The organism is Streptomyces sp. CNT372, from assembly GCF_000377145.1.
Map to the genome: position 1 here is coordinate 119,517 of NZ_KB897788.1, position 26,562 is coordinate 146,078.

The following is a 26,562-nucleotide window of genomic DNA, read 5'->3' on the forward strand; positions in this document are numbered from 1 at the left end:
GAGGTGCCCGTCGTGGCCAACATCCAGTCACTCGACCCCAGCGCGTCCCCCCTCGACTACTACGGCTGGGAGTTACGCCGGCTGCGCGAGGCCGCGGGCCTCAAACAGGGCGAGCTCGGGGACATCGTCTTCTGCTCGGGGTCCCTGATCGGCCAGATCGAGACCACGAAGAAGGTCCCGACCAGGGAGTTCTCCACGCGGGTCGACGCGGCCCTCGGGACGGACGGCCTCTTCTCCCGGCTGATCGGGCTGGTGCTGCGCAGCCAACTGCCGAGCTGGTTCCAGCCGTACGCGGAGATGGAGGCGAAGGCGTCCTACATCTCGACGTACCAGGCGCAGGTCGTGCCGGGACTGATGCAGACCGAGGCGTACGCACGCGCGATCCTCGCCACCGGCGAACAGGATGAGCTCGAAAACCTTCTGGCGGCCCGGATGGAGCGGCAGCGCATCGTGGAGCGCGCCCATCCCCCACTCGCATGGGTCGTGCTGGACGAGGCTGTGCTGCACCGCGAAGTCGGTGGAACTGCCGTGATGCGCGACCAACTGACGCGCCTGTTGCAGTACACGGACCACCGCTGGATGCGCGTCCAGGTGCTGCCCTACACGGCGGGTGAACACCCCGGGCTGGACGGCGCCTTCAATCTGCTGCGCTTCGACGACCACCCGGACATCTTCTACACGGAGGACATGATGTCCGGCCACATGACCGCCGATCCCCGAACCATCAAGCAAGCGTCCCTCCATTACGCTCACTTGCAGGCCCTCGCCCTCTCAGTGAGGGATTCGGCGGCGCTGATCACGTGTGTACTGGAGGAACGCTATGGAGATCCGACCCGACCTGGCCAAGGTCCAGTGGCGTAAGTCCAGCTTCAGCGGCCCCAACGGGGGCGACTGCGTGGAGTGCACGGTCACGGGCACGGCCGCCTGGCGCAAGTCCAGCTTCAGCGGCAGCACGGGCGGCGAGTGCGTGGAGTGCACGACTACCGGCACCGCCGCCTGGCGCACCTCCACCCACAGCGGAAACACCGGCGGTGAATGCGTCGCGGTCGCCGACGGCTGCCCCTCCGCCACCGTGCCCGTCCGGGACAGCAAGAACCCGGACGGACCCGTCGTGGTCTTCGAGGCCGCCGCCTGGCAGACCTTCGTCAACGGCCTCCGCTAGCCCTCAGCGACACCCGCACCGAGGGCCGCCAGGACTTCCCGCGCCCGTCTCCGGAAGCGCTCGTCCTCGCGGACGATCTCCGTGTCGACGCCCGAGTTGACCACCCGGGCGTCGCCCTCCGCCAACACGGCCAGCCGGGCCGCCTGTTCGGCCGGGACGCCATCCGGGCCGAGGGCCAGCAGCGCGTCCAGGACGTCCAGCGGCGGCGCGCCCCGGTCCGCCGCGTCCAGCACGGCGACCGCGAGCACGGGCCGGTCCAGGCCCGCCCCGTCCGCGACGGCGAGCAGCGCGAGGACCGCCGCCGCGACCTGTCGCGGATGGTCGAACAGCGCCCGCAGCCGGGGTTCCAGCGACCGGCCCGCCGGGCCCAGCAGGGCCGCCGCCCCGGCGGCCCGTATCGCCGTCCAGCGGTACCACTCCTGCCCCGTCGCCCGCTCCAGGACCGCGTCCAGCACGGGCACCGCCGCCTCCGCGTCGCCCGTGATCCGCCACAGGGCCGCCTCGATCGCCACATCCGCGTCCAGGACCGGGACGATCGTGTCCTCACCCGCGTCGCTGAGGGCCGCCCGCAGAGCCGGGACCAACGCGACTGCCCGCGCGCCCAGTTCACCCGCCGCGACCGCCGCCGACGCGACCTCGTTCTTCCCCTCCGCCAGGTCCCGGGCCAGCGCGGCGAGCAGCGGTTCCGCGTCCCCGGTGAGGGCGTGCAGGGCCCCGGCCACGTCCGACGGGCCGTCCGCCGCGTGTGCGCGCAGGGCCGCCGCCGCGCGGGCGCGCTCCTCGTCGGGCGCGGCGGGGGCGACCGCAGCCAGCGCCCGGGCCGCCGGGAGCGGATGGCTGCCGAGGTGCGCGTACACCTCGGGCAGCGCGGGAACGGCCCGAGCGCCCCACTGCCGCAGCAGGCCCATCAGCTGAGACGGCTCGTTGCCGCTCAGTCCACCGGCCCCCAGCCGCTCCCGCACCGCGTCCAGCAGCCCCGCGTCGAAGGGGAAGTCACCGGCCGCCCGGAACCCGGCCGCCGCGTCCAGCGCCCAGGGCAGTCGGCCGAGGCCCCGGGCCAGCAGCGGGGCGGCCTCCTCCGGCGCGACCTGGACGAGTGCGGCGAGCGCCCGGTCGCCGAAGTCGTCCTCGTACTCGGCCTCGGCGAGGGATTTCAGCGCGGGCGCGGCTCCGGCGGCGGCCCGGCCGAAGCGGGCGACCAGGGAGGCGGCCCGGCGCGGCTGGGCGTCGGGGGCGAGCAGGGCGGTGAACGCGGGGAGCAGCCGGACGCCGAGCCCGCGCGACCGGGTGACGGCGTCCTCCGCCGCCCACAGCGCCTCTTCGACGGCTTCCGGCCGCCCGTCCGCCAGGGCGGCGGCGAGGAGATCCCCGGCGGCGGCCGTGTCCTTGTCGGTCCCCCGCCTCAACAGGGCGAGGACGAGAGCGTGCAGGGGCTCGGCGCGGTCCAGGTCGAAGCGCTCCCGGCCGAGCGCGTCGGCCGGGAGGAGGGCGAGGACCGTCTCGTGGTGGGCCCGCTCCCAGCTCTCCCCCGCGTCCAGCGCGGTGAACACGGCGGCCAGCCGCAGCGGCGCGGGCCGGTCCGGGCCCAGCTCCGCGCGGGCGAGGCGGGCGGCCTCGCGCACGCCGGACCGGCCCAGGGCGGTGAGGAGTTCGGCGCGCACCAGCGGGTCGGGCTCCACCGCCCAGCGCTCGCGCAGCTCGGTCCCGGCGCTCCCGGCCGCCCGCAGCTGCCCGGCGGCCCAGGCGGCGGCCTGGCGCACCGGCGGATCCTGGTGGGCCAGCAGCGGTATCAGCAGCGGGAGTTGGGCGGCGACGGCCGCGCGGACCGTGCCCTCCGGGACGCCCCACTCGTCCTCGCTCTCGGCCAGCCCGCCGAGGAGCAGCAGCGCCTCCGCCGGGCGTCGGCCCGCCGCCGCGATCCGGGCCAGCCAGGGCGCGGCCTCGGCGCTCGCCGGGTAGACCGTGCCCTGGTGCAGGATGCTGCCGTACAGCTCGGACTCGGCCTCCCCGGCCGCCCCCTCGTCCTCGCCCGCGAAGGCACGCAGCAGTTCGGGCAGATCCTCCGCACTGCCGTAGGCATGGGCGAAGTCCGCCCAGGGGCGGGCATCGAGGCCGTCGAGCGCGTGTGCGAGGTCCATACCGGGATCATGACAGCGGGGTCCGACACCACCCCCGGCGCGCCCACCCCCACCTTCGCGCCCCGGCGCACCCTCACACCCCCGGCCCGCCCCCCGCCATCTCCCACACCAGCACCTCGGCCCCCGACTCCGCGCCCGCGACCAGCGTCAGCCCCTCCGCGCCCGTGATCCGCGCCGAGTCCCCGGGGGACAACGTTTCTCCGCCGCCCGCACCGGCACTGCCGCCGTCACCGCCGCCCGCACCGCCGCTGCCGCCGTCCCCGCCACCCGCGCCCTCCGCCCCGGCGCCGGTCGCGCCCAGCACCGCCACCCCGCCCCGCACCACGTGCACGTAGACGAACTCCCCGTCCGGCACGGCGGTCCGCTCCCCCGGGGCCAGCCGGCGCGCGTGCAGCATGGCCCGGGCCTGCGGCAGCGCGTACGGCGTCGCGTCGGCGATCCCGCGCACGATCTCGTACGAGGGCTCCCCGCCCGGGTCGAGCGGGGCCAGCCACATCTGCACGAACACCAGCGGTACGTCACCGTCGTTGCGCTCGGTGTGCCGCACCCCGCCCGCCGCGCTGAGCCGCTGCACGTCCCCGGGGCGGACCACGCTCGCGTGCCCGGCCGAGTCCCGGTGGGTCAGTTCGCCCTCGACGACCCAGGTGACGATCTCGGTGTGGCTGTGCGGGTGCTCGTCGAAGCCCGCGCCCGGCGCGAGCCGCTCCTCGTTGCAGGCGAGCAGCGCTCCGAAGCGGAGATTGTCCGGGTCGTAGTGGCCGCCGAAGGAGAAGGCGTGCAGGGAGTCGATCCCCGCCCCGGGCTCCCCGCCCGGGTAGCGGTCTCCGGCGCGCCGGACCGAGATGCTGGAGGCTGTCACGCGTCCACGGTAGCGGCGGCGCGCGCACCGGCCGGCACAGTGCCGTGAACCCCTGCACTCGGTCCCCCCGTCCTGATAAGGCAGTCTTGTCCCCGTGCCCGAACCTGCTGCGAACGCCTCCCACCCGCACTCCGCGACCCTGCGCCGCCTGGAGCAGTCGTCCGGCCGGCTCGCCGCGAACGCGATCGCCCGCATGGACGAGACGCTGCCGTGGTACCGGGCCATGCCCCCGGAGAACCGGTCCTGGATCGGGCTGGTCGCCCAGGCGGGCATCGCCGCGTTCACCGAGTGGTTCCGCCACCCGGAGACCCCGCAGGCGATCTCGACCGACGTCTTCGGCACCGCGCCCCGGGAGCTGACCCGGGCGATCACCCTGCGCCAGACCGTGGAGATGGTCCGCACCACGATCGAGGTCATGGAGACCGCGATCGAGGAGGTCGCGGCCCCCGGCGACGAGTCGGTGCTGCGCGAGGCGCTGCTCGTGTACGCGCGGGAGATCGCCTTCGCCACCGCCCAGGTGTACGCGCAGGCGGCCGAGGCCCGGGGCGCGTGGGACGCCCGGCTGGAGTCCCTGGTGGTCAACGCGGTGCTGTCCGGCGAGGCCGACGAGGGCGCGGTCTCACGGGCGGCGGCCCTCGGCTGGAACTCCCCCGACCACGTCTGCGTGATCCTCGGCACCGCGCCCGACGGGGACAGCGAGCTCACCGTGGAGGCGATCCGCCGGGCCGCCCGGCACGCCAAGATCCAGGTGCTGACCGGGGTCCTCGGCGACCGCCTGGTCGTGATCGCGGGCGGCAGCGACAACCCCCTCCAGGTCGCCAAGGCCCTGATCGGCCCGTACGCGGCCGGGCCGGTGGTCGCGGGCCCGATCGTGCCGGACCTGCTGGCCGCGACCCGGTCCGCGCAGGCGGCGGCGGCCGGGCTGAAGGCGTGCACCGCCTGGCAGGACGCCCCGCGGCCGGTCCTCGCGGACGATCTGCTGCCGGAACGCGCCATCGCCTCCGACCCTGCGGCGCGCGAGCAGCTGGTGGAGGAGATCTACAGACCGCTGGAGGAGGCCGGTTCGGCGCTGCTGGAGACCCTCAGCGTCTATCTGGAACAGGCCAGCAGTCTCGAAGGCGCCGCCCGGATGTTGTTCGTCCACCCCAACACCGTCCGCTACCGGCTGCGACGTGTGACCGACGTCACCGGCTGGTCGCCGTCCGACGTCCGCTCGGCGTTCACGCTGCGAATCGCCCTGATTCTCGGGCGTCTGGCCGACGGGGACACGCAGTCCTAGACTTTTGTGGGACACCGACAATTCCCCCGACGGTTCTTCGTCCCTGTCCCCACGGGCGTCGGAAGCCGTCCACAAGAGAGAGTGTGAAGGTGCTCGTACTCGTCGCTCCCGGCCAAGGCGCCCAGACGCCCGGCTTCCTGACCCCCTGGCTCGAACTGCCCGGCGCCGCCGACCGCGTCGCCGCGTGGTCCGACGCCATCGGCCTCGACCTCGCCCACTACGGCACGAAGGCCGACGCGGACGAGATCCGCGACACGGCCGTGGCCCAGCCCCTGCTGGTCGCCGCCGGACTGCTGTCCGCCGCCGCCCTCGGCACCCTCGCCGAGATCGCGCCGGGCGCGGTCGCCGGCCACAGCGTCGGCGAGTTCACCGCCGCCGCCCTGGCGGGCGTCGTGGACGAGACCACCGCGCTGCGCCTGGTACGCGCACGCGGGCTCGCGATGGCGGAGGCCGCGGCGGTCACCGAGACCGGTATGTCGGCCCTGCTCGGCGGGGACCCGGACACGAGCGTCGCGCACCTGGAGAAGCTGGGCCTGACCCCGGCCAACATCAACGGCGCGGGCCAGATCGTCGCCGCCGGCACCATGGAGCAGCTCGCCGCCCTGGAGGCGGACAAGCCCGAGGGCGTGCGCAAGGTCGTGGCCCTGAAGGTGGCCGGCGCCTTCCACACGCACCACATGGCGCCCGCCGTCGCGAAACTGGAGTCGGCCGCTGCCGATGTGACGCCCGCCGACCCGGCCGTCCCGTACGTCTCCAACAAGGACGGTCAGACCGTCGGCACCGGCTCCGCCGTCGTCTCGCGGCTGGTGGGCCAGGTCGCCAACCCGGTCCGCTGGGACCTGTGCATGGAGACCTTCGCGAAGCTCGGCGCCACCGCGCTGATCGAGGTCTGCCCCGGGGGTACGCTCACGGGTCTCGCCAAGCGCGCCCTGCCGGGCGTGAAGACCCTGGCTCTCAAGACGCCGGACGACCTCGAAGCGGCTCGCGCGCTGCTGGCCGAGCACTCCGCCGCCTGAGCCGACAAGGAGCCCCTGAGCATGTCGAAGATCAAGCCCAGCAAGGGTGCCCCGTACGCACGGATCATGGGTGTCGGCGGCTACCGGCCCACCCGGGTCGTGCCGAACGAGGTGATCCTGGAGACGATCGACTCCTCCGACGAGTGGATCCGCTCCCGCTCGGGCATCGCCACGCGCCACTGGGCCTCCCCCGAGGAGACCGTGACGGCCATGTCCGTCGAGGCGTCCGGCAAGGCGATCGCCGACGCCGGGATAGCGCCGGAGCAGATCGGCGCCGTGATCGTCTCCACCGTCTCGCACTTCAAGCAGACCCCGGCCGTCGCCACCGAGATCGCGGACCGGATCGGGGCCGGCAAGCCCGCCGCCTTCGACATCTCCGCGGGCTGCGCGGGCTTCGGTTACGGACTGACCCTGGCCAAGGGCATGGTCGTGGAGGGTTCGGCCGAGTACGTCCTCGTCATCGGCGTGGAGCGGCTCAGCGACCTGACCGACCTGCACGACCGGGCCACCGCCTTCCTGTTCGGCGACGGCGCGGGCGCGGTCGTCGTCGGCCCCTCGGACGTGCCGCACATCGGCCCGACCGTGTGGGGTTCGGAGGGCGACAAGTCCGAGACCATCAAGCAGACCGTCCCGTGGAACGATTTCAGGGTCGGCGACGTCTCGCAGCTCCCGCTCGACGAGAGGGGCGAGGTCAAGTTCCCCGCCATCACGCAGGAGGGCCAGGCGGTGTTCCGCTGGGCCGTCTTCGAGATGGCGAAGGTCGCCCAGCAGGCACTCGACGTCGCCGGCATCGAGGCGGCCGACCTGGACGTCTTCATCCCGCACCAGGCCAACATGCGGATCATCGACTCGATGGTGAAGACGCTCAAGCTGCCGGAGCACGTCACGGTCGCCCGTGACGTGGAGACCACCGGCAACACCTCGGCCGCCTCGATCCCGCTCGCGATGGAGCGGCTCCTGGCGACCGGGCAGGCGAAGAGCGGCGACACCGCGCTCGTCATCGGCTTCGGGGCGGGTCTCGTCTACGCCGCCACGGTCGTTACCCTCCCCTAGGCACCGTGCGGAACCCCGGATCTCCGGAGAAGCCGCGCGGACCCCGCCACACCCTCTGATACACACCGAAGGAGCGCCACATGGCCGCCACTCAGGAAGAGATCGTCGAAGGTCTCGCGGAGATCGTCAACGAGATCGCCGGCATCCCGGTCGAGGACGTCCAGCTGGACAAGTCCTTCACCGACGACCTGGACGTCGACTCGCTGTCCATGGTCGAGGTCGTCGTCGCCGCCGAAGAGCGCTTCGACGTCAAGATCCCGGACGACGACGTCAAGAACCTGAAGACCGTCGGCGACGCCGCGGACTACATCCTCAACCACCAGGCCAAGTAACCGTCCTGGGCTCGTGACGCGCTGGTCGCCGCCCTCCGGTGGCACCGTGACAGTTCAGCACCCCGATGACAGTGGAGAAAGAATTCCTGTGAACTCGACCAATCGCACCGTGGTCGTCACCGGTATCGGCGCAACCACACCGTTGGGTGGCGACAGCGCATCGACCTGGGAGGGCCTGCTCGCCGGGCGCTCCGGTGTCCGGACCCTGGAGGAGGAACGGTACGCCGACCTCCCCGTCCGTATCGCCGCGACCGCCGCGGTCGACCCGGGCGAGGTCCTGCCCCGCCCCCTCGCCCGCAAGCTGGACCGCTCGGCGCAGTTCGCGCTGATCGCCGCGCGCGAGGCGTGGGCCGACGCGGGCTACACCGGCCCGGCCGGCGAGGACGAGGGCGTGGCCCCGGCCCGCCTGGGCACCGTGATCGCCTCCGGCATCGGCGGCGTGACCACCCTGCTCGACCAGTACGACGTGCTGAAGGAGAAGGGCGTCCGCCGCGTCTCCCCGCACACCGTCCCCATGCTGATGCCCAACAGCCCCTCCGCGAACGTGGGCCTGGAGGTGAACGCCCAGGCGGGCGTGCACACCCCGGTCTCCGCCTGCGCGTCGGGCGCCGAGGCGATCGGCTACGCCGTCGAGATGATCCGCACCGGGCGCGCCGACGTGGTCGTCGCGGGCGGCACCGAGGCGGCCATCCACCCGCTGCCCGTCGCGGCGTTCGCCAACATGATGGCGATGTCGAAGAACAACGACGAGCCGGCGAAGGCCTCCCGCCCCTACGACACCGCCCGTGACGGGTTCGTCCTCGGCGAGGGCGCGGGTGTCGTGATCCTGGAGTCCGCGGAGCACGCGGCCGCGCGCGGCGCGCGCGTCTACTGCGAGGTCCTCGGCCAGGGCCTGTCCGCGGACAGCCACCACATCGCCCAGCCGGAGCCGACGGGCCGCGGTATCGCCGCGGCGCTGCGGAACCTGCTGGAGTCCACGGACCTCAAGCCCGCCGAGGTGGTCCACCTCAACGCCCACGCGACCTCGACGCCGCAGGGCGACGTGGCCGAGATCAAGGCGCTGCGCTCGGTCCTCGGCGACGACCTGGACCATGTCGCGGTCTCCGCGACCAAGTCCATGACCGGCCACCTGCTGGGCGGCGCGGGCGGCATCGAGACCGTCGCCACGGTCCTCGCCCTGCACCACCGCACGGCCCCGCCGACGATCAACGTCGACGACCTGGACGAGTCGGTCGACGCGGACATCGTCCGCGACGAGCCCCGCGCGCTCCCGGAGGGCACGATCGCGGCGATCAACAACTCCTTCGGCTTCGGCGGCCACAACGTGGTCCTCGCCTTCCGCACGGTCTGACGACCTGCCCCGGCCGACACGGCGGTGGCCCGGCTCCCCTCGGGGGGAGCCGGGCCACCGCCGTGTTCGTCGATCGCACCGGCGCGTCCTTCCGGGCCGGGTGGCGCGTCTCCGGCCCCACCGACGCGTCCTTCCGGCTCCGGCAGCGGATCTCTCCAGCCTCGCCGGCGCGTCTCTCCGGCCTCGAACGGCGATTCAGCCTCGCACGGCGATTCCTTCCGGTCCGGGCGGCGCGACTTTTCAGCCCTCCGGCGATCGAGGCACGGAGAACGCCGCGCGCCCGGAGAGCGCTCCCGTGCAATCTCGCCGGCGCGTCCTTCCGGCCCCGCCGGCGGTTGAGGCGCGGGCTCCGGGGCGGAGCCCGGGCGAGAGGGCCCGGTGGGGCGCGTCCACCGTGGTCGAAGGGCGGTGGGTGGGCGTGGTCACACCACCTGGTGGAGCCACCGCACCGGCGCCCCCTCCCCCGCGTACCGGAACGGCTCCAACTCGTCGTCCCACGGCTTGCCCAGCAGCTTCGCGATCTCCGCCTCCAGGTCCGTCTCCCCCGCGACGGACCGCGCGAGCGCCGCCCGCAGGCGGTCCTCGGGGATCAGGATGTCGCCGTGGATGCCGGTCACCGCGTGGAAGATCCCGAGCTCGGGCGTGGCGCTGTAGCGCTCGCCCTCCGCCGTCGGGCACGGCTCCGCCGTCACCTCGAAGCGCAGCAGATGCCAGCCGCGCAGCGCGGACGCGAGCTTGGACGCCGTCCCCGTCTGGCCCTGCCAGGAGAGCTCGGCTCTCCATGTGCCGGGCGACGCCGGCTGCCGGATCCAGTCGAGCTGGACCCGCGCGCCGAGGACACCCCCGACCGCCCACTCGACGTGGGGGCACAGCGCGCGAGGGGCGGAGTGAACGTACAGAACGCCGCGTGTCGTCACCGGGACCTCCAGTGTGGGACGAGGGTCACCTTCCCAGCGGCCTCAGTAAACAGCATCCGACGCGAAACTCCACAAAAGGGACATCATGTGACGTGATGTAATTTACTGACCCCACTGGGCGGCGCGCCTCTGGGTCGACGGGAGAAAGCTACCGCGCGAGCGCCCCCGAGGGGTGGCGTACTCTCGCTCCAGGCCCCGTACGCACACAGCTTTCACCCGCCAGGAGTCGACTGGCAGGGCCCGGGAAGGGGGATCAGCGGATGCGCCTGCGCGCCGCGCCACTCCGGCCGCGACCCACCGCGGCAGCCACCGCCCTCGCGCTCGCGGGCCTCACCGCCGCCGCGCTGACCGCATGTGACTCTCCGTCACCGCACGAGATGGCCCCCCGGAAGTCCTCCGCCCGCCCCTCTCCCTCCCCCAGCCCCACCCCTGTGTGGAACACCGCGCCCCGGTCCGTCGCCGCCGTCGGCGACTCCATCACCCGCGGCTTCGACGCCTGCGGCATCCTCGCCGACTGTCCGGCGGTCTCCTGGGCCACCGGCTCGGACGTCACGGTGAACTCCGTCGCCCTGCGCCTGCTCGGACCGGCCGGGGTCGGCACCCGGAGCTGGAACCTCGCCGTCAGCGGCGCCGACGCGGCCGACCTGCCCGGCCAGATGGCCGAGGCCGCCGCCCGCCGCCCGGACCTGGTCACGGTGATGGTCGGCGCCAACGACGCCTGCGCCGACACGGTGGACCGGATGACCCCCGTCCACGCCTTCCGCGCCTCCGTCGAGAAGTCCATGAAGGTGCTGCGTACGACGGCCCCGAGGACCCAGGTGTACGTGTCGAGCGTGCCGGACCTGATGCGCCTCTGGGAGACGGGCCGCGACGACCCCCTCGGGCGCGGGATCTGGGAACTCGGCATCTGCGCGACCATGCTCGGCGACGCGGGGAACGACGGCCCGGCGGCCCAGCAGCGCCGGGAGACCGTTCACCAGCGGGTGGTGGCGTACAACGCGGTCCTCGAGGACGTCTGCGCCGAGGACGAGCGCTGCCGCTGGGACGACGGCGAGGTCTTCGGATTCCGTTTCGGCAAGCAGCAGTTGAGCCGCTGGGACTGGTTCCACCCCAGCCGGGACGGGCAGCGCCGCCTCGCCGAGATCGCCTACCGCAACATCACGGCCCCCGACGCCTGAGCCCGCCGCACCGGCCCCCAACGCCACCGGCCCCTCACGCCACCGGCCCCTCACGCCACCGGGACCACCCGCGGCACCCGGACCACCGGGACCGCGCGCCACCTGCGCCGTACGCGCCACCCAGCCCACCCGGACCACCCGGACCACCCGGACCACCCGGACCACCAACGCCACGCGAAACGGCCGAGCTCCCCGTAGCCACCGCCCGTCGCCGGAGGCGATACTTCCGCGCACCCGCCACCCCGACGGAAGGATCCCCGTGCCCCGCCTGTGGATACGCGCCCGGATCGGCCTGACCCTGGCCGTCTCGGCCGCCCTCGCGCTCACCGCCGTCCCGCCCGCCCTCGCCGGCCAGGCGACCCCGGAGGCGAACGCCCCCGCCCCGCTCACCGTCGAGGAGCGGCGGCTCGCGCAGGCGGCACCGCAGGAGATCCTGCGCCGCAGCGGATTCGGCTCGGCGGCCCCCGCGTTCGGCCGGGCGCTGGCCGGGGCGGGCTCGTACCGGGACGCCGAGCGGGCCGTCGCCCGGCACGGCGGGGCGCTGTGGAAGCGGGCGGTGGCCCGGGCGCAGGGCCGGGGCCCGGCGGGCGGGGACCTCAGCCGGGACGACGACCGGCCGCTGTACTGGGCCCGGCTCGGTATGACCGCCGAACTGCGCCAGTGGCAGCCCGTCTTCGGCCTGGACGACACCGCGCGGGCCCGGCTGCTGGAGCGCCTGGAGCGCACCTCGCGCGGCCAGGACACCCTGGACCTCCCGGCGGGCAGGGGCGTCCGCCGGATCGTGCTCACCGGGTTCGACCCGTTCACGCTGGACCGGGACATCCGGGTCAGCAACCCGTCCGGCGCGGCCGCCCTCGCTCTCGACGGCACCTGGATCCGCACGGCCGACGGCCCGGCCCGGATCGAGACCGCCGTCTTCCCGGTCCGCTGGCAGGACTTCGCGGACGGCGAGGTGGAACGCGCCCTCGCGCCCGTGCTGCCCCGCGCCGACCTGTTCACCACCGTGAGCCAGGGCCGGGTGGGCCGGTTCGACGTCGAGCGCTTCAACGGCGCCTGGCGCGGCGGCTTCGGGGACAACGAGAACCTCTCCCGCACCGGCCTCGTCCCCGTCGCCGACCCGGAGTCCCAGCCTCAGTGGACGACGACCACCCTGCCGTACGCGGCGATCACGTCCGCGCCCACCGGCCGCTTCCCGGTGTACGACAACACCTCGGTGACCGAGGTCCCGGCGGGCGGCACCGCGCCCGTGGTCCGGCCCGAAGGCCCGACACCGGGCTCCGCGGCCCGCGCGGGCGGCGGCGGGGACTACCTCTCCAACGAGATCGCCTACCGGGCCACCCTGCTCCGCGACCGTCTCGGCCTCGACGTCCCGGGCGGCCATGTGCACACGCCCGTCCTCCAGTTCGGCACGGGCAACACGACGGAGATCACGGACCCGGAGTTCGTGCGCAACCGGCTGGACATCATCGCCCAGGTCCGCGCGATCCTCGTCGCGGCGGCGGACGCGCGGGGCTGACGGGACCGGTCGGGGGCTGACGCGACCGGTCGCGCGGGCGCCGCGCATCATGGACGCATGAGGATCGCGGCAGCCCAGTTCAGGTCCGTCCCCGGCGACGTCGCGGCGAACGTCCGCGCCACCGCCGCCCTGGTCCGGGAGGCGGCGGCGCGGGGCGCGGCCTTCACCGCGTTCTGCGAACTGTCCCTGAACGGGTATGCCCTGGCCCCCGTCGCCGCCGGCCCCGGCGCGTGGTTCAGCGAGGACGACGTGCGGCTGGACCCCGTGCGGGAGGCGTGCCGGGAGACGGGAACGGCAACCCTCGTCGGCTGCGCGGCACGCACCTTGGGCCCGCGTCCCGCGATCTCCGCCCTGGTCCTCGGCCCGGACGGCGGCTTGCTCGCGCGCTACGACAAGCGGCATCTGTACGGCCCGGAACGGGAGGTCTTCGCCCCTGGCGGGCGGGACGGCCGCTTCACCCTCGGCGGGGTCCGCTTCGCCGTGGCGGTCTGCTACGACAACCGCTTCCCGGAGGTGGCGGAGCGCGCGGCGGCGGACGACTGCGCGGTGTACGTGGCGAGTTCGGTGCTGAACGCGGCCAACGACTCCTTCGAGACCGTGTATCCGGCCCGCGCCCGGGACCACGGGCTGCATGTGCTGCTGGCGAACCAGATCGGCCCGGGCGACGAGGGCGAGTGCTTCGGCGGCAGCGCCGCCTGGGGCCCGGACGGGGCCCTGCTCACCACGGCGGGCCCGGCGGAACCGGGGCTCGCCGTGGTGGACCTGCCGTAGCGCCGGTGCCCAAACCTGCTCACCGCGCGCGGCCCGCGTCCGGCCCGCCCGCCTCCGGCCAGTGCACCGGCGCCGGGGTGCGCCCGGCACCCGCCGTATCCGCGGCACCCGCGGCATCCGCCCTGCCCGGGGCATCCGCCGCGCCCGCCGTGCCCGGGGCGGGGATCTCACCCCGAGCCGCGTTCTCGGGGCCCGGGCCCTCCGGGGCGGGCGCCGGGACCAGGTCGCGGGCCATCAGCGTCGCGCCCGCCACCGCGCCCGGCATCAGCAGCACGGCCACGAACGGGACCAGGAACGCCAGCACCAGCGGCACTCCGAAGCCCAGGGCACGCAGCCGCCGCGCCCGCAGCAGCGCCAGCCGCTCGGTCAGCTCCACGCCCCGGCGCTGGAGCGCCACCGCCGCAAGCTCCTCCGCGAGGAAGAACCCGGAGACGCAGAAGCCGATCACCGGGACGACGGTCTGGCCCGCCACCGGGATGAACCCGCAGGCGAAGAGCAGCACCCCGAAGAACGCGACCCGCAGGAGCACCCGCACCGAGTCCCGGGCGGAGATCCACAGTTCGCGCCAGAGCGGCAGCTTGGACTGCGGGACGTCCCCGCCCTCGGTCCGGTCCACCTGCTCGGAGAGCGACTCGTAGAAGGGCTGGCCGACCAGCAGGGTCACGGCGGTGAACGTGATCACCGCGAGAAACAGGCCGAACGCGAAGACCAGGACGGTGAGCGTGCCGCGCAGCACGTCGAGCCACGGCGAGGACCAGTCGTCGGCGAAGGGGGTCGCCCACGCCGCCAGGTCGTCCGCGCCGACGACGAGCCCGTAGAGCGCGCCCGCGTAGAGCACCAGGGTCACCAGTCCGGGCAGCAGCCCGAAGCCGAACCAGCGGCCGTGCCGGACGACCCAGCGCTGGCCCTTCACCAAGTAGCCGAAACCGGCCGCGAGATCACGCATATCCCCAGCGTAGAGCCTGTCGCCGCGCTGCCCGCCGGACACCCCCGCGCCGTCCCCGCCGAACCGGACACCACACCCCCGCCGGGCCGGACACCACGCCCGCGCCGGACACCCCCGCGCCCCCCACCGAACCGGACGCCATCGCACCCCTCGGCCGCCCTTGTCGCGCGGCGAGGGAACCGGTAGACCTCGCGTACTGATCGTGTACAGATCAGACCCGGCCGTCGAAAGGTCCGTACCGTATGGGATCCCCACGCCCCACCGTCGTACGCACAGCTCTGCGCAGGGCCCTCCCGTTGCTCGCCGCCTCCCTCGCGGGTGCCCTGCTCGTCCCGCCCGCCGGTGCCGCCCCCGGGCCGAAGGCGCCCGAGCCCGGGCCGGTGCGCGAGGCGGGCCGCCCGGACGGGTCCGGGGCGGCCGGGCCCGCCCGGACACCGGCCGAGGCCGCCGCGCGGGCGCTCACCGCCGAGCCGGCCGCCCCCGGCCACACCCCGTCCCGCACCGGCGGCTACCCGCGCCGGACCGTCCTGGACACCCCGCCCGAGAACCCGGCGGACACGTCGATCAAGCTGGGCCTGGTCCCGTACCACGGCATCGCGCCGCGCCTGAACGCCCTCCAGGAACTGGGCGACCGGGTCAGTGTGGAGGTCGCCGGGCGTTCGGCGGGCGGCCATGAGCTGTACCTGGTGACGGTCACCGCGCCCGAGAGCCGCCGGGAGGCGCGCGAGCAGGAGCGGATGCGCGAGCTGATCGAGAACAGCCCGGCCCGCGCGGCGAAGGACCGCGCGGTCAAGGCGTCCTACAAGACGCCCGTGTTCCTCAACAACAACATCCACGGCAACGAGTGGGAGGGCACGGACGCGGCCCTGAAGCTGGTCGAGGAGCTGGCGAGGGCGAAGGACCCCGGGACCGCGAAGCTGCTCTCCCGCAACCGCCTCTATCTGAACATCACCGCCAACCCGGACGGCCGGATCGCGGGCACCCGCGCCAACGCCAACGGCTTCGACCTCAACCGGGACTTCATCACCGCGAGCCAGCCGGAGACCCGCGCCATCCGGCGCATCGCGATCGAGAAGCAGCCGGCCGTGATGCTGGACCTGCACGGCTACGTCAACGGCACCCTGATCGAGCCCACCACCCCGCCGCACGGCGAGAACTACGAGTACGACCTGTTCCTGAAGAACGCCTACGCCAACGCCCTCGGCATGGAGAAGGCGGTCAACGGCCTCGGCTACACGGAGGCGGAGGACGGGGTGCGGCCGGTCGTGATCCCGTACCGGGACGAGGAGGAGGGCTGGGACGACTGGCCGCCGGTCTTCACCCCGCAGTACATGCCGTTCCAGGGCGCGGTGGCCTCGCACACCGTCGAGTTCCCCCTGGTGGTCAACAACAACGCCTACACCTCCCTGCCGGAGGCCGAACTGCGCCGCCGGGCCACGGTCAACACCGACATCGCGGGCGCGGCGATGCGCGCGACCCTCGCGTACACGGACCGCAACCGGCGCTCGGTGATCGCGGACCAGATCGAGACCTTCCGGCGCGGCGCGGCCGGTGAGGCGCAGCGCCCGGTCTCCGAGGAGACGGTCCCGGGGGTCCCGGGCATCGGCCCCGAGGACGTGTACACGACCGAGTTCCCGCGCACCTACGTGATCCCGGCGGGCGGCGGCGCCCGGTCGGCGGTCGCGGCGGCCCGGCTGGTGGACCAGCTGGTCGCCAACGACGTGCGGGTGACCCGGGCGCGCACCGCGTTCCGGCTCGACGGGCGGACGTACCGGGCCGGTTCGTACCTGGTCGACATGCATCAGCCCAAGCGCGGTGTCGCCAATGTGATCCTCGCGGACGGCCGGGACATCAGCGCGGACGTCTCCACCATGTACGACATCTCCGGCTGGAGCCTCGGGCGGCTGTGGGGTGCGACGGTGGTCGACTCCCGGCGCGCGCCGCGCGTACCGGTGCGCCCGGTCACGGCTGCCGCCCCGACCGGCGGGGTCGCCCCCTTCGGCGACCTGCGGCTGCGGCTGGACGACCCGGCGGAGATCCGGGCGCTCAACTCCCTGCTGGCGCAGGGCGTACGGGTGGGCCGGGCGGCGGACGGCACGGCCCTGGTGCCGGGTTCGGCACGCGACCGGGCGCGGGAGCTGGCCCGGGAGCTGGGCGTGGAGTTCACCGCCGGCCGGCCGGGGGAGAAGAGCACGGGCCGGCTGCGCCGGACCCGGGTCGCGGCGGCGGTCTCGGCGGGCGAGCTGTTCGCGCTGCGGGAGATGGGCTTCGCGGTGCGGCCGGTGTCGACCGGGACGCTGAACGCGGGCTTCGACTGGTCCTCGGCGGACGTGCTGTTCGTGTCCGCCGGGCTGGACCACACGAAGCTGACCCCGGCCGCGCGCGAGGCGTTCGAGGCCAGCGGGGTGTCCGTGGTCGGCGTCGGTGCGCAGGGCGCGGCCTTCAACGCGGCGGCCGGGCTGCTGGAGGCGACCGCGGTGGCGGGCAACGGGGACGCCAACGGCGTGGTCCGGGTGCGGAACGCGGGCGGCCCGGTCACGGGCGGCGCGGTCACGGGCGGCGCGCCGGAGCACACCTTCGTCTACTCCCCCGGCTGGTTCACCGGTCTCGGCGCGGGCGTGCGCGCGGAGCAGACCTACGCCGAGGGGAACCCGCTGGTCTCCGGCCACTGGCGGGCCGCGGAGGACGGCACGGGCGGCCCGGCGGACGCGGCGGGCGAGGCGTCGGTGGTGTCCGGTGCGGCGGCCTCGGGGGCGCGGGTGGTCCTCTTCGGCACCCAGCCGCTGTTCCGGGCCCATCCCAAGGGCCTCTACGCGCAGCTCGGCAGGGCGCTGCTGACCCGCTGAGGCGGTTCGCACAGGCTCGCGACAGGGGCTGTGCACGGGCTCGAAAAGGGGCTGCCGAGCGGCCGGTTAACGAGCCGGTGAAACGAGCGCCGGTGAACGGGCCGGTGAACGGGCCGAGGGCCGTACCCCCTTGTGCAGGGGGTACGGCCCTCGGCCGTGTGTGCGGCACGGTGGTCGCCGGGTGCTCAGACCGCCAGCTCGACCGTGATGTTGCCGCGGGTCGCCTTGGAGTACGGGCAGACCTGGTGGGCCTTCTCGATCAGGTCCCTGGCGGTGGCGGCGTCCGCGTTCGGGATGCTCGCGGAGATCTTCACGACGATGCCGAAGCCGTCGTCGTTCCTGCCGATGCCGACCTCGGCGGTGACCGTGGAACCGCTGATGTCGGCGTTCTCCTGGCGGGCGACGACACCGAGGGCGCCCTGGAAGCAGGCGCTGTACCCGGCGGCGAAGAGCTGCTCGGGGTTGGTGCCGACGCCGCTGCCGCCCATGGCCTTCGGCGGGTTGACGACGACGTCGAGCTGCCCGTCGTCGGTGGCGACGCGCCCGTCGCGGCCGTTCTCGGCGGTGGCCACGGCGGTGTAGAGCACGTCGGACTGCTGGATGGACATGTGGTCTTCCTCCTGCTGGTTCGCCGCGACTCGCGCCCACGATCGCGACGGCTGCGCACGAGCCTAACGGGTGGCCCGTGCGCGGTGCCGGGGCGTCTCAGGTGCCGGGGCGTCCCGGCGGCGCGGGGCGTCTCGGCGGCGCGGGAGCCGCGGGGTCAGCCGAGGGAGACGATCATCTTCCCGGTGTTCTCGCCGCGCAGCAGGCCAGCGAAGGCGTCGTAGCCCTTCTCGATGCCCTCGACGACCGTCTCGTCGTACCTCAGGTCGCCGGAGGCGATCCAGCCGGCCACGTCCTCCACGAACTGCTCCTGGAGGTGCCTGTGGTCGTTGACGAGCATGCCCTGGAGCCGCAGCCGCTTGCCGATGAGCAGGGCGAGGTTGCGCGGGCCGGGGGTGGGCTCGGTGTCGTTGTACTGGGCGATCATGCCGCAGACGGTGGCGCGTCCGCCGACGTTGAAGACGGAGATCGCGGCCTCCAGGTGGTCGCCGCCGACGTTGTCGAAGTAGACGTCGATGCCGTCGGGGGCGGCCTCCTTCAGCTGCTCCAGGACCGGCCCGTTCTTGTAGTTGAACGCGGCGTCGAAGCCGTACTCCTCGACGAGGCGCCGCACCTTCTCGTCCGAGCCGGCCGAGCCGATCACGCGCGAGGCGCCCTTGATCCGGGCCATCTGGCCGACCTGGCTGCCGACCGCACCGGCGGCGCCGGAGACGAAGACCGCGTCCCCCTCCTTGAAGGAGGCGACCTCGAACAGGCCCGCGTAGGCCGTGAGGCCGGTCATGCCGAGCACACCCAGATACGCGGAGAGGGGCGCCCTGGCGGCGTCGACCTTGACCGCGTGCTCGGCGGGGACGCTCGCGTACTCGCGCCAGCCGAGGCCGTGCAGGACGTGGTCGCCCGCCTCGAAGCCCTCGGCGTCCGAGGCGACGACCTCGCCGACGGCCCCGCCGTCCATGGGGTGGTCCAGCTTGAACGGCGGGACGTACGACTTCACGTCGTTCATCCGGCCGCGCATGTACGGGTCCACGGAGAAGTGCAGGTTCCGTACGAGGACCCGCCCCTTGCCGGGGGCGTCCACCGGGACCTCCCGCAGGGCGAAGTCCTCGGGCTTCGGGAAGCCGTGCGGACGGGCGGCGAGATGCCATTCACGGCCGGACGCGGGAAGAACGGACATACTGCGAGCCTCCAGAGAGATGTTTCATGTTCTGAAACAACCATGCTCCTGGATATTTCATGTTGTCAAGTAAATCGGTAGGGTAGTGCCCATGGGCATCCCCGGAACCGACCCCCTGACCGTCGAGGTCGTCGAACTGATCGGCGCCGTCGTCGCCCGCTACCACGACGAGTACGAGCGGGCGGCGGCCGAGCACGCGCTGACCGGCGCGCAGGCGCGGGTCCTGGGTCTGCTGTCCCTGGAGCCGCTGCCCATGCGGCGGATCGCCCAGCGGATGAAGTGCGAGCCGTCCAACATCACCGGCATCGTCGACCGGCTGGAGGCCCGCGGCCTGGTGGAACGCCGCCCGGACCCGGCCGACCGGCGGGTGAAGGTCGCCGCGGCGACGGACGAGGGCCGGGCCACCGCCCGGCTGCTGCGCGGCTCGCTGGACTTCGCCCAGGAACCGCTGGCGGAACTGTCGGCGCAGGAGCGGACGGCCCTGCGCGACCTGCTGCAACGGATGCTGGGCGCACCGGCGGGCTCCTGACCCCGCCCGACACCCGGCAGGCGGGTCAGGTGACGGGCCCCGGGCCCGTCACCCCGCTCGGCGGCTCACAGGCACCACCACAGAAAGCGCTCGCACGTCGGGGTCGGTGTGGGGGTGGGGGCGGGCTGCTGGGAAGGGGGCGTCTGGGGCGGTGGCGGCGGGTCGTCGCCCTCGCCCGGTCCGCCGGGCTCACCGGACGGCTCCGGGGACCCGCCGCCCTCCGGCGGGTCCTCGCTCGCGGACGGGGACGGGCCGTCCCCGGCGGGCGGCCCGCTCGCGGACGGCCCGGAGCCGTCGCCGCGCCCTCCGGGTGCTCCGTGTTCTCCGGACTCTCCGGGCTGCTTCGAGGGCTCGCCGCCCGGGACGTCGTCGCCCTTGCCGGTCGCGGTGGCGCCCGGCCGGGGCGAGCCGGCGGAGGCACTCGGCTGCTCGGTCACCTTCGCGGGCCCGTCCGGCGGCGCGACGGACACGGACGGCTCGACGATCTCCTCCGGCTCCGCGACGGCCCGCTCCTCCACCGAGGTGGCCGCGCCCTCGCCCGCGCTCTCGGTCGCCAGCTCCGCGAGGCTCAGCGCGCCGGCCGCCAGCACCAGACCGACCGTCCCGATCACCACCGTGCGCCCGCGTCTGCGGCGCGCCCGGCGTCCCGCCGGTGCGGGCCTGCGCCCCTTCGCCCGCGACGCCTGCCGGCGGGCACCGCGGGACCCGGAGCCCGCGGCCGAGGGCTCCGGCGTCACGTCCGGTACACGGGCGTCGTCCGGGGCCGCATCGAACGCGGCAGCACTGTGGCGGCGGAGCTCCTCGACGGGGGTACCGCACCCGGCACAGGCCAGGGCGCCGTTGAGATGCCGTCCGCACGGGTGGCAGTAATCCATGGCCAAAGGAGGCTATGCGGCGGTGGGGCACCTGAGGCGCCCCCTCTGTGAGGATCCTGTGTGGAATCCCTCCTTCCGCGGCGTGGCCGCTCGGCCCGCCCGGGGCAGGATGCCGGGCATGAGTACCGACGCCCCCTTCGGACCGCTCGGCAATACCAACGCCCCCTTCGGACCGCTCGACTTCCAGCTCGTCCTGCTGCGCCGCATGGCCGACCAGCGGCCGGAACTGGTCGAGGAAGCCCGCCGCGCCCTGGGCGTCACCGCCGCGCGGATGCGGGAGGCCAACCGGCGCTGGCAGGCCATGTCCCGTTCCCCGCGCGGGCGCGGCGCCCTCGCCCGCTACCGCTCGGTCCTCGGCGCGCCCGGGTCCACCACCCGCCGCCGGATCGGCGACCTGGAGTGCGAGGCCCTGCTCTGGCCCGTCCCCCTCTGGCCGGACCTCCGCTTCGAGGTCATGGCCCTCGCGGACGGCGGCGCCGTGTGGAACGAGTGGCTGGTCCGCGCCCCGGGCGCGCCCGGCCCGGCCCCGAGGACGGCGGCGGACCTGCGCCCCTGGTCCGCGACGGTGGACGAGGTGGCCCGCGCCTTCCCGCCGGCCCACCCGCTCCCGGGGACCGCCCCGACCCGCTTCCGGCTGGCCTTCACCGACCCCGGCGACGGCGCCGAGCGGGTGGCCGACTTCACCTGGGGCCTGCTCCAGCAGGTCGACTGACGCCCCGTCGGCCGCCGGACGCGGCCCTGCTCCGGGCCCGTCCACCGCCTGCCCGCGGCACGCCCCCGACCGGCGCAGCACAGCGCGCGCCCCGCCCCTCCCGCACCCACGATGCGAGACAGGTACGTACCGCACTCGGGAGGACTTGCCGTGACCGTCAGTCTTGAGCAGTTGCACCGCTGCCACGTCGCCGTCGACCTCGGGGCGGCGCGCACCCGCGTCTACGTGAAGGGCTCGGGGCTCGTCGTGGACGAGCCGAGCGTCGCCGCGGTGAACACCCGCACCGGCGCGCTGATCGCCGTCGGCGCGCTCGCCGAGAAGATGACGGGGCGCACGCCCGACTACATCCGGGTCGCCCGCCCGGTCTCCGGCGGCACGGTCGTCGACATCGAGATGGCGCAGCGGATGCTCCGTCACCTCCTCGGCGAGAAGCTCCGCCGCCAGCTGCGCCGCAAGCCCCGGCTGCGCGCCGCCGCGAGCACCCCGCACGACAGCGACCCGCTGGCCCAGCGGGCGACGGTGGAGACCCTGGTGGGCCTGGGGGCCCGGCGGGTCGAGCTGGTGGACACCCTGATCGCGGCGGCCGTGGGCTGCGGACTCCCGGTCGAGCAGCCGACCGCGACCATGATCATGGTGTGCGGGGCGGCGACCACCCAGATCGCCGTCCTCTCCCTCGGTTCGATCGTCACCGCCGAACGCATCCCGGTGGGCGGCAACGCCATCGACTACGCCGTCATCCAGCACCTGCGCCACCAGCACGAACTGCTGCTCCCCAGCCAGTCGGTGCGGCCCCTGCAACTGGCCCTGCACGGCAACGGCCTCACCGAGCAGGGTCCGGCGGTCACCGAGATCCACGGCCGGGACGTCGCCACCGGGCTCGCCCGCTCGGTCCGGGTGGACACCGCCGCGGTGCGGGACGCGATCCAGACCCCGCTGACCTCGGTGATCGACGGCATCGGCAAGGTCCTGCGGGTCTGCCCGCCGGACCTGGTGGCCGACCTCGTCGACCGCGGGATCATGATGGTGGGCGGCAGCGCGCTGCTGCCGGGCCTGGACCAGATGCTGCGGGACGCGACGGGCATGCCGGTCCAGATCGCCGAGCGGCCCGACACCTGCACGATCCAGGGCCTCGGCGCGATGCTGGAGGGTCGCATCCGGCCGATGATCCTCGACCCGCTGGCGGAGAGCATCCCGGAGGCGCAGCCGGCGATGGGGCCGGTCTTCGACGAGGAGCCGGAGAACGCGATGGCCGGCCACGGGGTCGTCGACTCCGACGCGGGTGCGGACCTCCGCTGACCCGGGGGCGACGAGGAGTCGACGGAGCGGAAGCCGGAGCCGGGGCGGCGCGCCGCGGCGGGTGGTGGCGGGACACCTGGTGTCCCGCCATATGGCGTGCCCGCACATGGTCGTCCGGCACACGGTGGTCCGGCACATGTGGCGGGGGCACACGGTGGCCCGGCACATGGTCGTCCGGCACACGGTCTTCCCCCCTATGTCGCGGGCCCACAAGGTGGCCCCGGACACGGTGCCGGCACACAGAGCAGCCCACCACAGGGAGCGGGCCCCCAGGGCAGCCCCGCACGCGGTGCCGGGGCACGCCCCTGCCCGGTGCGGGCGACCGCGCCGGCCGGGCCGTCCGGGCTGTCCGCGCTGTCCGGGCTGTCCGGGCTGTCCGCGCCGGCCGGGCCGTCCGGGCTGTCCGAGGCGGCCGGGCCGTCCGGGCTGTCCGAGGCGGTGGCCGGCGCCGGGGCAGAGCACGGGCGTGAACTCCGGCCCGCCCTGCGGCACATCGCCGCCGGGGCGGTCAGCGTCACCGGGGCCCGTTACGCCGTGCTGACCGTCCTCGACCCCGAACACGGCCTGGTGGGCGAGGTGTTCGCCGAGGGACTCGACCCCGCCGAGCGGGACCGGATCGCGCGACCGCCCTGCGGCCCGGACCGGTTCGGCGAACGGCTGCGCACCGCCTTCGGAACGCGGACCGGGTCCGGGGCACCGGCCCCGGCGCGCGCCGGCAGGGGGGCGGGCCGGGCGGGCTCGCGCCGCGGTCGGGGAACGCTCGGGGAACGCTCGGGGAACAGCCGGGGACCGGCTCGGGCCCCGGTGGCGGAACGGCCGGTTCCGTGGGGTGGCGGTGCGGCCGGCGGGCGCGGCAGGCCATGATGCCTCGCAGGGTCGCGCCGGCGGGCGCGGCACGCGACGACTGGAGGTCGACGAGTGAGTGCGCTCTTCCCGGCCCTGACGGACCCGGCCCCGGCCGGCCGTCCGGACCGGACCGCCCTGCGCTTCGGGGACAGGTCCCTCAGCTACCGCGAACTGGCCGGCACCGCCGGGGCTCTCGCCGCCCGCCTGGGGAGCACCGGCCGACAGGGCCGGGTCGCGCTCTGGGCGGTGCCCGAGCTGGAGACCGCCGTGGGCGCGGTGGCCGCCCTGCTGGCGGGCGTCCCCGTGGTACCGCTCAACCCGAGGACCGGGGAACGGGAGCTGGCGCACATCCTCGCCGACAGCGCGCCCGCGCTGGTGCTGACCGCCCCCGGCGCGGAGCTGCCCGCCGGGCTCGCGGGCCTGGAGCGCATGGGCATCCCCGCGCACACCCCGGTGGACATCCCGGCGCACCTCCCGGTGGACAACCCCGCGCACCCCCCCGTGACCGGCGACGGCACCGGCCGGGAACGCGAGCCGGTGGACGAGCCCACGGACGACGAGGCACCCGCGTTCGTCGTCTACACCTCCGGGACGACCGGGCCGCCCAAGGGGGCCGTCCTACCCCGCCGGGCCGTCGCCGCGACGCTGGACGCGCTGGCGGACGCCTGGGCGTGGACCGCCGACGACGTCCTCGTCCACGCGCTGCCGCTGTTCCATGTGCACGGGCTGATCCTGGGGATCCTCGGTCCGCTGCGGCACGGCGGCGAGGTGCGGCACCTGGGCCGGTTCACACCGGAGGGCGTGGGCCGGGAGCTGGCGGGCGGCGGCACCATGCTGTTCGGCGTGCCGACCATGTACCACCGCATCGCCGAGTCCCTGGCGTCGGACCCGGAGCTGGTGAAGGCGCTCGCCGGGGCGCGGCTGCTGGTCTCGGGCTCGGCGGCCCTCCCGCTGCCGGACCACGCGCGGATCACGGCCGCGACGGGGCGCCGGGTCGTCGAGCGGTACGGGATGACGGAGACCCTGATGAACACCAGCGTCCGCCCGGACTCCGACGCCCGCCCAGGGACGGTGGGTCTGCCGCTGCGCGGGGTGGAACTGCGGCTGGTGGACGACGACGGGAGCCCGTTCGACGTCCGGGACGGGGAGACCATCGGCGAGATCCAGGTCCGCGGGCCGAACCTGTTCACCGCGTATCTGAACCGGCCGGACGCGACCGCCGCGGCCTTCAGCGGCGACTGGTTCCGCACCGGTGACATGGCGGTACGGGAGGCGGACGGCCAGGTGCGGATCGTCGGCCGCCGCGCCACGGACCTGATCAAGAGCGGCGGTTACAAGATCGGCGCCGGCGAGATCGAGAACGTCCTCCTCGACCACCCCGGGGTGCGTGAGGCGGCGGTCACGGGGGCGCCGGACGCGGATCTCGGGGAGCGGGTGGTCGCTTGGGTGGTGGCCGCGGATGCCGCCGCCCCGCCGTCCGCCGAGGAGCTGGGCGCGCATGTGGCCGCCCAGCTGGCACCGCACAAGCGGCCGCGCGAGGTCCGGTTCCTGGACGCGCTGCCGCGCAACGACATGGGGAAGATCATGAAGCGGGCGCTGGGCGATGACTGAGCCGACGAACACGGTGGGCTCCACCGGGCCCGGCGGGCCCGGCTCCGGGCGGACGGGCGCGCGGGAGGCCGTGGCCCTGGTGGCGGACGCGTTCACCGAGCACGAGGTCGCCGAGGTGCCCGCCACCGACGACGGACCGCTGGGCTGGGAGGGCTACGGCGCGGCCCGCGACCGGGCCGCGCGGCGCACCGGCTCGGCCGAGTCGGTCGTCTGGGGCGACGCGGTGATCGGCGGGCGGCGCTGTGTCCTCGTCTCCTTCGAGTTCGGCTTCCTCGGCGGCTCGCTGAGCGCCCGGGCGGGGGACCGGCTGGAGGCGGCGTACGCGCGGGCCCGGGAGGAGCGCGTCCCGCTGGTCTCGCTGATCGCGACGGGCGGCAGCCGGATGCAGGAGGGCATGATCGCGCTGTCCCAGCTCCAGCGGGTGGCACGGGCGGCGGTGCGGCTGCGGGAGGCGGGCGTCGCGCACGTCGCGGTGCTGCGCGACCCGACGACGGGCGGCGGCTGGGCGGTCCTCGGGGCTGCGGCCGACGTGATCCTCGCGCTGCCCGGCGCGCAGGTCGGCTTCGCGGGCTCCCGGGTCCGCCCGGCGGACGCGGACCCGGCCGCGTACACGGCGGAGGGCCAGCTCACGGCCGGTCAGGTCGACGCGGTGGTCCGGCCGGAGGCGCTGCGGGAGGTCCTCGGCTTCTGGGTCGCGGCCCTCGGGCACGCGGACGCGGGCGAGGCACGCACGGCACCCGGTCCGGCGGCAGTGCCGCGGGCGCTCGCCGAGGACCCGGTGCTGCCGCACTCGGGCTGGGAGGCGGTCCGCGCGGCACGGGACCCGGCGCGGCCCCGGGCGGCGGCCTATCTGGACGACCATTTCGACCGGCGGGAGCCCCTGCGCGGCGACCGGTGCGGCGGGGACGACCCCGGGATGCTGTGCGGGGTCGGTCTGCACGCGGGGCGTCCGGTGGCGTACGTGGCGCAGACGGGGACGGCGACCCTGCCGGCCGGGTACCGGACGGCCGCGCGGGTGGTCCGCCTGGCCGGCCGCTTCGGGCTCCCGGTGCTGACCCTCGTCGACACCCCGGGTGCGGCGAACGGCGACGCGGCGGAGCGGGCGGCCTCGGGCGCGGCGATCGCGGACCTGTTCACGGCCGTCGCCTCGGCGGCGACACCGGTGACGACCCTGCTGATCGGCGAGGGCGGCTCGGGCGGTGCGCTGGCACTGGCCGCGCCGGACAACACCTGGGCCACGCCGGACAGTTACTTCTCGGTGATCGCCCCGGAACTGGCCGCGGCGATCCTCAAACGCGATCCCTCCCGCGTCGCCCACACCGCCGACCAACTCCGCCTCCGCCCCCAGGACCTGGCCGGCCTGGGCATCATCCGCGGCATCGTGGGCCCGGGGGCACCGCGCTGAACGGCCCCGCGGGAGGTGGGTGAGGGGCGGCCCCGGGCCGCGACCAGGTCCGGGCCCGTCCGGCGGGCGGGCCTCGACGCCCTGCGAGCCCGCACGCGGGCACGGTCCGGGCGGCACGGCTCGTGCCGCCCGGACCGTGCCCCC

Annotated in this window: 24 protein-coding genes; 17 read left to right on the top strand and 7 right to left on the bottom strand. The window is 74.9% G+C overall.

The window, feature by feature from the left end; all coding sequences use genetic code 11:
* Positions 1-12 precede the first annotated feature (12 nt).
* On the top strand, positions 13-861 hold the full coding sequence (locus C593_RS0124040; RefSeq protein ID WP_026278020.1) for a Scr1 family TA system antitoxin-like transcriptional regulator: 849 nt from the start codon (positions 13-15) through the stop codon (positions 859-861).
* On the top strand, positions 821-1,162 hold the full coding sequence (locus C593_RS30390; RefSeq protein ID WP_018849887.1) for a DUF397 domain-containing protein: 342 nt from the start codon (positions 821-823) through the stop codon (positions 1,160-1,162). Before C593_RS0124040 ends, C593_RS30390 begins: the two co-directional genes overlap by 41 nt.
* On the opposite strand, the gene C593_RS0124050 is transcribed toward C593_RS30390, so the two are convergent.
* Positions 1,159-3,300, bottom strand: a complete 2,142-nt coding sequence (locus tag C593_RS0124050; RefSeq protein ID WP_018849888.1) for a HEAT repeat domain-containing protein — start codon at positions 3,298-3,300, stop codon at positions 1,159-1,161. The genes C593_RS30390 and C593_RS0124050 overlap by 4 nt on opposite strands.
* A 73-nt stretch (positions 3,301-3,373) precedes the next feature.
* Positions 3,374-4,144: a pirin family protein gene (locus C593_RS0124055; protein ID WP_026278021.1), complete on the bottom strand. Its 771-nt coding sequence runs from the start codon at positions 4,142-4,144 to the stop codon at positions 3,374-3,376.
* Between the two features lie 109 nt (positions 4,145-4,253).
* On the opposite strand from C593_RS0124055, the gene C593_RS0124060 reads away from it, so the two are divergent.
* From C593_RS0124060 to fabF, 5 genes are all read left to right on the top strand, one after another.
* The gene (locus C593_RS0124060; RefSeq protein ID WP_018849890.1) at positions 4,254-5,438 is read left to right on the top strand and encodes a helix-turn-helix domain-containing protein; all 1,185 of its coding nucleotides are present in this window, start codon (positions 4,254-4,256) and stop codon (positions 5,436-5,438) included.
* An 89-nt stretch (positions 5,439-5,527) separates the two neighbouring features.
* Positions 5,528-6,454 carry an ACP S-malonyltransferase gene (locus tag C593_RS0124065; RefSeq protein ID WP_026278022.1) on the top strand — a complete coding sequence of 309 codons (927 nt, stop codon included), beginning with the start codon at positions 5,528-5,530 and terminating at the stop codon, positions 6,452-6,454.
* 21 nt (positions 6,455-6,475) lie between these two features.
* Positions 6,476-7,507, top strand: a complete 1,032-nt coding sequence (locus tag C593_RS0124070) for a ketoacyl-ACP synthase III (RefSeq protein WP_018849892.1) — start codon at positions 6,476-6,478, stop codon at positions 7,505-7,507.
* Between the two features lie 80 nt (positions 7,508-7,587).
* Positions 7,588-7,839 (top strand): acyl carrier protein, encoded by a 252-nt coding sequence (locus tag C593_RS0124075; protein WP_018849893.1) that lies wholly within the window; start codon positions 7,588-7,590, stop codon positions 7,837-7,839.
* An 88-nt stretch (positions 7,840-7,927) separates the two neighbouring features.
* The gene (fabF, locus tag C593_RS0124080; protein WP_018849894.1) at positions 7,928-9,190 is read left to right on the top strand and encodes a beta-ketoacyl-ACP synthase II; all 1,263 of its coding nucleotides are present in this window, start codon (positions 7,928-7,930) and stop codon (positions 9,188-9,190) included.
* A gap of 422 nt (positions 9,191-9,612) precedes the next feature.
* On the opposite strand, the gene C593_RS30395 is transcribed toward fabF, so the two are convergent.
* On the bottom strand, positions 9,613-10,107 hold the full coding sequence (locus tag C593_RS30395) for a DUF3145 domain-containing protein (protein WP_018849895.1): 495 nt from the start codon (positions 10,105-10,107) through the stop codon (positions 9,613-9,615).
* A gap of 260 nt (positions 10,108-10,367) precedes the next feature.
* Here C593_RS30395 and C593_RS0124090 point away from each other — a divergent pair, with 260 nt between their 5' ends.
* The 3 genes from C593_RS0124090 (at position 10,368) to C593_RS0124100 (ending at position 13,572) form a co-directional block, all read left to right on the top strand.
* Positions 10,368-11,285, top strand: a complete 918-nt coding sequence (locus C593_RS0124090; protein ID WP_018849896.1) for an SGNH/GDSL hydrolase family protein — start codon at positions 10,368-10,370, stop codon at positions 11,283-11,285.
* Positions 11,286-11,544: 259 nt separating this feature from the next.
* Complete coding sequence (locus C593_RS0124095; protein ID WP_018849897.1) at positions 11,545-12,801, top strand: hypothetical protein; 1,257 nt, start codon at positions 11,545-11,547, stop codon at positions 12,799-12,801.
* A 57-nt stretch (positions 12,802-12,858) separates the two neighbouring features.
* A complete protein-coding gene (locus tag C593_RS0124100; RefSeq protein WP_018849898.1) occupies positions 12,859-13,572 on the top strand; it encodes a carbon-nitrogen hydrolase family protein in 714 nt (237 codons plus the stop codon).
* A gap of 19 nt (positions 13,573-13,591) precedes the next feature.
* Here C593_RS0124100 and C593_RS0124105 read toward each other — a convergent pair whose 3' ends face one another.
* Positions 13,592-14,518 carry an EI24 domain-containing protein gene (locus C593_RS0124105; RefSeq protein WP_018849899.1) on the bottom strand — a complete coding sequence of 309 codons (927 nt, stop codon included), beginning with the start codon at positions 14,516-14,518 and terminating at the stop codon, positions 13,592-13,594.
* Between the two features lie 242 nt (positions 14,519-14,760).
* Between C593_RS0124105 and C593_RS0124110 the strand changes: the two genes are divergently transcribed.
* Positions 14,761-17,364, top strand: a complete 2,604-nt coding sequence (locus C593_RS0124110) for a M14 family zinc carboxypeptidase (protein WP_026278023.1) — start codon at positions 14,761-14,763, stop codon at positions 17,362-17,364.
* 185 nt (positions 17,365-17,549) lie between these two features.
* Here C593_RS0124110 and C593_RS0124115 read toward each other — a convergent pair whose 3' ends face one another.
* Together C593_RS0124115 and C593_RS0124120 are read right to left on the bottom strand one after the other, a co-directional pair.
* Positions 17,550-17,972 (bottom strand): organic hydroperoxide resistance protein, encoded by a 423-nt coding sequence (locus tag C593_RS0124115; protein WP_018849901.1) that lies wholly within the window; start codon positions 17,970-17,972, stop codon positions 17,550-17,552.
* A gap of 155 nt (positions 17,973-18,127) precedes the next feature.
* Positions 18,128-19,144, bottom strand: a complete 1,017-nt coding sequence (locus C593_RS0124120; RefSeq protein WP_018849902.1) for an MDR family NADP-dependent oxidoreductase — start codon at positions 19,142-19,144, stop codon at positions 18,128-18,130.
* 91 nt (positions 19,145-19,235) lie between these two features.
* Here C593_RS0124120 and C593_RS0124125 point away from each other — a divergent pair, with 91 nt between their 5' ends.
* Positions 19,236-19,673 (top strand): MarR family transcriptional regulator, encoded by a 438-nt coding sequence (locus C593_RS0124125; protein WP_018849903.1) that lies wholly within the window; start codon positions 19,236-19,238, stop codon positions 19,671-19,673.
* A gap of 65 nt (positions 19,674-19,738) precedes the next feature.
* On the opposite strand, the gene C593_RS0124130 is transcribed toward C593_RS0124125, so the two are convergent.
* Positions 19,739-20,548, bottom strand: a complete 810-nt coding sequence (locus tag C593_RS0124130; RefSeq protein WP_026278024.1) for an SCO2400 family protein — start codon at positions 20,546-20,548, stop codon at positions 19,739-19,741.
* Between the two features lie 118 nt (positions 20,549-20,666).
* Between C593_RS0124130 and C593_RS0124135 the strand changes: the two genes are divergently transcribed.
* The 5 genes from C593_RS0124135 (at position 20,667) to C593_RS0124155 (ending at position 26,418) form a co-directional block, all read left to right on the top strand.
* Positions 20,667-21,260, top strand: a complete 594-nt coding sequence (locus tag C593_RS0124135) for a hypothetical protein (RefSeq protein ID WP_018849905.1) — start codon at positions 20,667-20,669, stop codon at positions 21,258-21,260.
* A 150-nt stretch (positions 21,261-21,410) separates the two neighbouring features.
* Complete coding sequence (locus tag C593_RS30400) at positions 21,411-22,556, top strand: rod shape-determining protein (protein ID WP_018849906.1); 1,146 nt, start codon at positions 21,411-21,413, stop codon at positions 22,554-22,556.
* A gap of 312 nt (positions 22,557-22,868) precedes the next feature.
* A complete protein-coding gene (locus tag C593_RS0124145; RefSeq protein WP_026278026.1) occupies positions 22,869-23,420 on the top strand; it encodes a hypothetical protein in 552 nt (183 codons plus the stop codon).
* 54 nt (positions 23,421-23,474) lie between these two features.
* Positions 23,475-25,013, top strand: a complete 1,539-nt coding sequence (locus C593_RS0124150; RefSeq protein ID WP_018849907.1) for an acyl-CoA synthetase — start codon at positions 23,475-23,477, stop codon at positions 25,011-25,013.
* Positions 25,006-26,418: a carboxyl transferase domain-containing protein gene (locus C593_RS0124155; protein ID WP_018849908.1), complete on the top strand. Its 1,413-nt coding sequence runs from the start codon at positions 25,006-25,008 to the stop codon at positions 26,416-26,418. The genes C593_RS0124150 and C593_RS0124155 overlap by 8 nt, the downstream gene beginning before the upstream one ends.
* Positions 26,419-26,562 lie beyond the last annotated feature (144 nt).